Origin of the sequence: Dongia deserti (assembly GCF_003574735.1) — a bacterium.
In the GTDB taxonomy this organism is placed as follows: domain Bacteria; phylum Pseudomonadota; class Alphaproteobacteria; order Dongiales; family Dongiaceae; genus Dongia_A; species Dongia_A deserti.
The window spans coordinates 179,100-186,734 of the sequence record NZ_QORW01000003.1 but is presented as its reverse complement, the minus strand read 5'-3'; the positions used below and the strand labels follow the sequence as shown (position 1 = coordinate 186,734).

General features: G+C 60.9%; 6 protein-coding genes. All 6 read right to left on the bottom strand.

The genetic code is table 11. The annotated features are described in order from the left end of the window. Positions 1–81 precede the first annotated feature (81 nt). Positions 82–1,590, bottom strand: coding sequence for a glycogen synthase GlgA (gene glgA, locus DTX69_RS06030; protein WP_119300610.1), 1,509 nt, complete (start codon positions 1,588–1,590; stop codon positions 82–84). A 187-nt stretch (positions 1,591–1,777) separates the two neighbouring features. Next, complete coding sequence (locus tag DTX69_RS06025; protein ID WP_119300609.1) at positions 1,778–2,410, bottom strand: nucleoside triphosphate hydrolase; 633 nt, start codon at positions 2,408–2,410, stop codon at positions 1,778–1,780. A 90-nt stretch (positions 2,411–2,500) separates the two neighbouring features. Then, on the bottom strand, positions 2,501–3,784 hold the full coding sequence (locus DTX69_RS06020; RefSeq protein ID WP_162916729.1) for an O-antigen ligase family protein: 1,284 nt from the start codon (positions 3,782–3,784) through the stop codon (positions 2,501–2,503). A 362-nt stretch (positions 3,785–4,146) separates the two neighbouring features. Next, positions 4,147–5,166 (bottom strand): sulfotransferase, encoded by a 1,020-nt coding sequence (locus DTX69_RS06015; RefSeq protein ID WP_119300607.1) that lies wholly within the window; start codon positions 5,164–5,166, stop codon positions 4,147–4,149. Between the two features lie 319 nt (positions 5,167–5,485). After that, complete coding sequence (locus DTX69_RS06010) at positions 5,486–6,634, bottom strand: glycosyltransferase family 4 protein (protein WP_119300606.1); 1,149 nt, start codon at positions 6,632–6,634, stop codon at positions 5,486–5,488. A 31-nt stretch (positions 6,635–6,665) separates the two neighbouring features. Further along, positions 6,666–7,616, bottom strand: coding sequence for an NAD-dependent epimerase/dehydratase family protein (locus DTX69_RS06005; protein ID WP_119300605.1), 951 nt, complete (start codon positions 7,614–7,616; stop codon positions 6,666–6,668). Positions 7,617–7,635: the final 19 nt, after the last annotated feature.

The window sequence follows — 7,635 nt, the reverse complement described above, 5'->3', positions numbered from 1 at the left end:
CACAGCGAAGGCCGTGCACCCTATGCTTCCCGAGGGATATCAACACCTGTTAACGCCGCCGGTTCCATAGGCTCCATGCGTTCAGGCCACGTGGTGCGTTCGAAGCCCATTGATCGCGCGGGCGTAGATTGCCTGGTACGAAGCCGCCGGCTTGGTCCAGCTGAAGTTGCGTGCCATGGCCAGCCTGCGCATTGCCATGAAGATATCGCCGTTGCCGAACACATTGAAGGCTCGTGTGATCGCTTCCAGGCATGCTTCAACCGAAATCGCGCGGAACAGGAAGCCGGTCCGGCCGTCCTCGATCGAATCGGCCAGGCCGCCGGTCTTGCGCGCGATGGGGAGAGAGCCGAAGCGTTGCGCATACATCTGGCTAAGGCCACACGGCTCGAAGCGCGACGGCATGAGCAGGAAGTCGCTGCCCGCGAACATGCAGCGTGCCTCCGCCCCGTCAAACCCGACTTTCAAGGAGATATCGCCCGGATGGCGCTTAGCCAGCGCGCCGAGTTCTCGTTCGACCGTCGGCTCGCCCTGGCCCATGATGGCAATCTGGCCGCCTAAGCGCACCACGGTCTCGGCCGCGCCGATCATCAGGTCCAGCCCCTTTTGGTGCACTAGGCGCGAGACGACGGCGAACAGAGGGCCGCGCGAAACTGCAAGCTTGAAGTCGGAGCGCACCTGTTCGGCGTTGCGCCCTTTTCCTCTGAGATCGCGTGCGTCGAACGGGCTTGCAATCCCCGCGCCGCGGCTGGGGTCCCAGGACGGGTCAATGCCGTTAATGATTCCGGTCAGCCGGCCCTCCTCGGCCCTCAGTTTCAGCAGACCGTCCAAGCCGCAACCGAATTCCGCCGTCGTGATCTCCTGTGCATAAGTCGCGCTCACGGTGCTGATCTCCGAGGCGAAAGAGATGCCAGCCTTGAGGAACGAGACCTTGCCGTGGAATTCGACGCCGTCGATGTTGAAGGCGCCGGCCGGAATTCCCAAGCGATCGAGGCAATCCGGTCCGAAAAGCCCTTGATACGCCAAATTGTGGATGGTGAGCAGGCTGGGCACCGGAGTATCGCGCCATGCCGCGTAGCCGGCGGCGAGGGCGGTCGGCCAGTCATTCAAATGCAAGAGGTCCGGCCGCCAGCCCAGCTCCCTCTTACCACCGGCGATCTCCACCGCCGCGAGCGCGAGGCGTGCGAACCGGACATCGTTGTCGCTCCAATCGCCCAGGGGACCGCCGTAGGGCGTTCCATCACGGTCGTAGAGACTAGGCGCAAGTACGATATAGGCGACGAGGCCGTCGGCCATCGTGACTTGCGCAATATCGCACTGGGGTATGCCGGCCAGTCCCTCCAACCGTCCGAGTATTTCCAACGTTCGGCAACACTGCAGCACTTGGCGATACCCGGGCAGCAGAACGCGCACATCGCAGCGGCCGCGGAGCGCCCGAGGCAAGGCGGCGGAGACATCGCCCAGGCCGCCGGCTTTTACAAAGTCGGAGGTTTCGGGGGTGACATAGAGAACCCTGCTCGGCGCGCCAATCGCGACGCCGGAGTGAGCCGTCGCTTGGACGCCGATTGAGAGGGCGCTTGCCGCGCTCGCCATGAACTGGAACCCCCCGGCCGAAGCAAAGCCAGTTACTGCCACCCGCCCGCTTCTCGCGCGATCGCGGAGAAACAGCCAAAGCTACAAACAACGATGCTGCTTCTTTCGTTCCAACTGCCGCGCGAAAAATTCTAGTTGAGCACTGCTCCGGAAGGAGACCGCAACATAAGATCGCAGCCCGGGGAAATTAGAAGGCAAAGACGAACTCCGCCGGGACGCTGGCCGAGATCACCAGTCTGCCATTCGGCAGATCGTTGGCTTCGACCTTGGCGGCGACCTCCTCCGGGGGGAGTTGATAGCCCTGCCACCGCTCCACCAGCCGCCGGCGCAGGACCGCCTCGGGGACTGCGATCATGATCGTGGTGTCGAACAGGCTTGGCAGGCGAGACCAGCCCGGCCGATCCAGCAGCAGGTAGTTGCCTTCGACGACCAGATGCCGGACGGAGCGCGGGATGAGCCTCGCGCCGGCACAGGCGATCTCGAGATCGCGGTCGAAGACCGGCACCGCAATCTCGGGTTCCTCATTGAGCTTGAGGCGCTGGAGCATGTGGTAGAAGCCGGCGACATCAAAGGTTTCCGGCGCACCTTTGCGCGGCCTGAGGCCGCGGGGCACTAGGATGCGATCGTCGAAATGATAGCCATCCATGGGAAGCACGGCTGCGCTGTCGGGAGCTTCATCATTCAGCCTCGCAACCAATGCATCGGCGAGCGTTGATTTGCCGGCGCCGGGCGGGCCCACGATCGCAGTGAGACTGCGCGCGGATGCTCCACGCTGGCGCACGATGTCCAGAATGCCGGTCAGATCAAGTTGCTTGGGCATTCGACCCTTCAGAAGTGGTTCCGCCGGCAAGATACCGGCCGGCGCTCCTGGAAACAACACGTCGCAAGGTCGCCTCGACGCAGGCCCGTGCTATTTCAGGATGTTCGGGCGTGCATGGGAGAGTGGAGCAAGTGCCGTGCTTGGCTCTGCCGTCGTGGGAACCGGTTTGGGCGCTGGGCCAAGCAACAGATAGAAGGTATAGCCGCAGATGATGGCGTAAAGCAGGTTTCCTTCGATCGTCCAATGCGGCATGGTCGCCATGTTCAGCAGCAGGAAGCTGCCGTGCGCAGCCAGCAGCTTGCCCTTCGGCCCATGCTTCACCCGAAGCGCCGCCACAATCATCCAGCCCCAAAGCACGATCATTGCGACGACCCCGACGATTCCATATTCATAAAGGGTCGAAACCAACGTGTTGTGGGCGTAGACCGGGAACTTCGTGACCCAGGCATTTGGACCGAAGCCCAGCACCAGGTTCTTGATCCCACCATTGACATACGCGTCGATGTATCCTGCCCAGATGTACGGGCGCGCAGACAGGAGTTGCCTCTCATCAGGCGTGTATTCCGACGGCGGCTTGATCAAGCGGCCCGGGTCCGAGTAGATGATGCTGAGGTCGGCGAATTTCTCGCGCAGGAACCAGGCGGCAGTCAGCAGGCCGGCCGTGCTGACAGTCAGGATCGCCAGCCCGATTATGATTCGTACTCGCGGGGAGAAACGCGAAATGACGTCGGCGTTGAACTGCATGAAAACCATCGGTGCAAAGGCAACGATGGCAGTACGGTAGTTGGCCATAAGGATGCCGGCCAGCAGCGTCAATAGCGCGCCGCCTCGGACCCACAACTTCAGACCTGTGGCGAAGCAGGCAATGACAAATCCCGTCGCCAACACGGTGGAGAAACCCGATTCGTGGTTATAGCCGCCGACATAGCTGACGCCGGCGCCTCTGCCCTCGATACCCTTGCTGATGCCGAACACGACCGAAAGAAATTGGAACAGCATCGGCGTGACCATCGCCCACAGCAGCAAACTCATCGTGCGTTCTTCGCCGCGCTCACTGATCGATTCATAGACTGCGATGGTGATGATGATGAGATAGCCGAACTTGACAACGACATCGATGCTGCTGCCGATGGAGTGGTTGACGTATGCACTCATCATCACCACGGAGGTGACCGCGTAAAACGGTATCAGCGTCGTCAATAGAAGATGTTTCGTTCTGATTAGCAGGCATCCGAGCAGGAATACGGAGATCGAGCCCAAGGCATTCCAGGATATTCCGATCGGCGACGCATCAAATGTGAAGTCATGATGAGCGCTCATCAGGTAGCGAAAGGAGAGCGCGAACAGAACATAGCGCGCGATGAGGCTGCGCACCCGATAGAAGGGATAGCTCAAGAGGGCGAGCACCATGAGCGTTGCGGGATACAGCAACCATGGCGGCAACGATTTGCCGATCTCTAAACCTTCATCCATCAGCCCGTCTTGTTCCTGTTATCACGATTGCCGAACCGTCAGACGCGTTTTACGGCCATGATCGACTTCGTCAACCCGAATACGGATTCCAAGTGAATCTCGGCATGGAAAACATTGCTTCATGGCGCAAACGGTCAGCAGATTAAAGTCCGAAACATGATTAGAGAAGGGCCATTGCAGCCAGATTTCCAGCTGCAGGCGCCCCTCCGATGCGCCGCACCGCCGTGACCCGAACACCCGCGTCGAACTGATGTGACCGACCATCAGCTTGCGGGCGCCTTCGGAGGTTTGACCGCCGGCGCCTCAGCGTCGGACGCAGACTGGATCCTGCCTCGCTTCCCGATCCGCCAACCGAGATATCCGTAGGCCAACATCAAGGGAAACGTACAGAGTACAATAACGGCCTTGTCGAACGACGTGAGGTGTTGGGGTAGGCCCTTCCTGGGCTCGAACACTAGGTCGCCTCGCCACATCGTCCGATTGCCCTGAAGAGCATGACCGAGCTTCATCTCGCGCTTTTCGGTGGCTGCAGCTTTGGAGCCAGCCAGGGAGACGCCTGCGAACTGCTCGACTGCCTCCAACAGCGCGACGGGCCCGTCGCAAAGATCTTCATATCGTAGCCGAATGATCTTCTTGGGATAAAGAAGACGAAGCAGGTCCCAAAACAAGTTCTGAAGAGTCCACACGAGGGCCGAAATGACGATCGGAATGAAATAGTGGCGCTCCAAGCGAAGGTGCAGCCTGAACATGTCGAAGCGCTGGTCGCGTTTGATGCGCTTTACGTAGGAATCGACGACGCCAAAGGGGTTGCGCACGAAATGAATAAACTTCACGCCATCGACGTGCCTCAGCAGGAACACTGCCGTCGCCATCTCCTTTGATGCATCAAGTACAACCGGGCGGTTCGAAGCCTCGGATATGCTGTCGTACAATGCCGTGGCCAGCCGCTTTGTTTCGAGCACCTTCGCGCTGCGCGAGGAAGCCAGCAGATTGGGGATCGCAAACAGGAAATGAGCCCGCCGATAGAGCAGGGTTACAGCATCCGCAAATGCACTGTCTGTGCGGCGCTCAAAGTCCCTTTTCACCTCTGCCCAAAACGGACAGTCCATGAATAGGTCGCGCTGGACGCAGCGCCTTCCTTCGAATCCGGGTCGGAAGCCAAAGACGATCTCCCCCTCATTTTCGACTGCGCTCGATTGACCAAGCAACAGCGAGAAGATAGTGCTCCCGCTATATCCCCTCCCGACAATATAAAGATATTTTGTCGGTGATTGTTGATCCATGTGCCCCTCCCAGCAGAGCTTCACGGCGTTGCACGAACTCAATGCCTACGGCGAGGAGCGGTGGTCGCCCGGGATCATTCAACCCACCTTCGGCTCACCGAGCTGAATCACAATTGGTGCGTTGAACATTGTACGTAACACCGCTGTCCTACTCCAGGCAGCACAAATAATCTTCAGCCGCGTCGTGGCTCGCTATTAGGTGGCAAACGGCGCCGTTCGCGGCATCTGCACAAATCACTGGTTTGTCACAATGGAGGGGCCGCCTCGACCGCATTTGCAAAGACCGCCGCGATTGCGCTGCCCCGAGGTGCCTCATTCCCTAAGCCTTCTTCACTTCCACGAGGCGCGCACCCTCGACCATGACGCGCCTATAGGCTTCCTCCCAGCGCTGCGCGATCTGGTCCCAGCTGAACTCGTTGTTAATGCGCCGCAGGGCCGCGTCGCGCAAATGCTGGGCGTGAGCCGGATCGGAGATCACTTCCTGCAGCCGTGCGCGCAACGCGCCGACATCACCGGCCGGGAAGGTGAGGCCGGCATCGGATACGACATAAGCATTGGCCGGGATGTCGCTGCAGATGATGCAGGCGCCAAACGCCATGGCATCGAGCAGCGACAGGGACATGCCTTCGACTTCCGACGGCAGGACGTAGGAGATGCAGTTCGAGTAGAGCTCTTCCAGAATTTCTTCGCTCACCTCGCCGAGGAAGAGGACGGACGGGTCATCCTTCGCTTGTTCCTTGAGCGATGCAGCATATTCGACCGAATGCCAAACCGGCCCGGCGATGGCAAGCTTGAGGTCACCCTTGTCCTTGAGGCTCATCCACGCCTCGATCAAGGTGTGGCACTGTTTCTCCGGCACTAGGCGCGCGAGGAAAAGCACGTAGCCGCGGGCGGCAAGGCCGAGATCGAGGATGGCCTTGGCCGGGCGCTTTGGACGTTCCTCGGTGCCGTTAGGGATAAACAGGGTATCGGTGCCGTAGATGCGGTCGAGCCCACTTTTGAGATCAGGCCCGACCACGATCGTCTGGTGCGGGATCTTGAGAGCTGCCCACTCGCCGAATTGCAGGAACCAGCGGCCCAAGGCGCCCCATTTGCGCCGCGCCCAGTCGGCGCCGTGGACGGTCACGACCACCTTCTTGCCGGCGAGGCGCGCCAGCGCCGCGAGCGGCGCGGATCCGCTGCCGTGATAGTGCAGGATGTCGGCGGGGCCGAACATCGCACCAAGTGTCGCGACGAAGGAGCGCAGCAACGTGTCGAGGTGCTTGCTCTTGACGCTTGGCACATACTTGAGCGTCACGCCGCGCCAGGTCGGAGCCTTCTCCCTGGACCAGCTCGCGCAATAGACCGTCACGTCATGGCCACGGGCGGCCAGGCGCGGCGCCACGGCCTCCACTACCCGTTCGACGCCGCCGCGATGGCCCGGTATGCCCCGGCTGCCGATCTGCGCAACTTTAAAGCGGCTCTCCATTCAACAAACCTCCAACTTGAATGCGGCCCCGTTACTCGGCGACCAGGGTCTCCAGCATCCGGGGATCGTCCCACGTCATGCGCAGCGCTCCGTTGATGTCGGTCTCGCAGCTCCAACCGAACATGGCTTTGAGATCGGAATTGTCGGCCAGCAGGCTCGGCCGGTCGACCTTGCGCACGCGCGTGGGATCGACGGCGATCTTGATATCATCGCCGATGATCGTGCCGATGAACTTGACCAGCTCCTCGACCGAATAGCTCCTGCCGCTGCCGAGATTGACTACCGGCACGCCGTCCAAGTCGTGGGGGTACGGCTTGACCGCTGCGGCGATGAAGCCACGCGCAGCATCGGCGACATAGATGTAGTCGCGCTTCGGGGCAGTATTGCCGAGGCGCAGGGTGCGCTCGCCGCGTTTCAACTGCTTCACGATCTCCGGCAGGATGTGCGGGTTGGTCTCGCCAGGCCCGATAACGTTGAACAGGCGCACGATGACGGACTTCAAGGCACGCGCACCTGCATAGTAGCGGACGAAATCCTCGGCGCTCCATTTGGTGAAGCCATAGACGTCCATTGGGCCGATCTTGTCGGCGACCGTGTGCGCCGTGTCGCTTGGCGCATAGACCGCAGCCGTCGAGGCAAACACGAAGCGGCACGTCTCCGGGCAAGCGATCAGAAGGTTGACTGTTCCCTGGATGTTGATTGCGACCGCTTCGTCGGCCAGGCGCTCGCACTCCGGAATGAAATGGATGGCGGCGAGGTGAATGATGGAATCCGGCTTGAAGCGGGCGACGGCCGCTTCGGTTGCGGCGCGGTCGCGCAAGTCTGTGACGGAGGTCTCAAAACCCATCATCTCGCGTTCGGTGAAGCGCCAGGGGCCGTAGCGCAGATTGTCGAGGGCTAGGACCTCCTGGCCGGCGCGCACCAGCTCCCGCACCGTCTGCACGCCGACAAAGCCATTTGCGCCGCTCACCAGAATTCGCATTCTACCTCCAGGGGCCGGA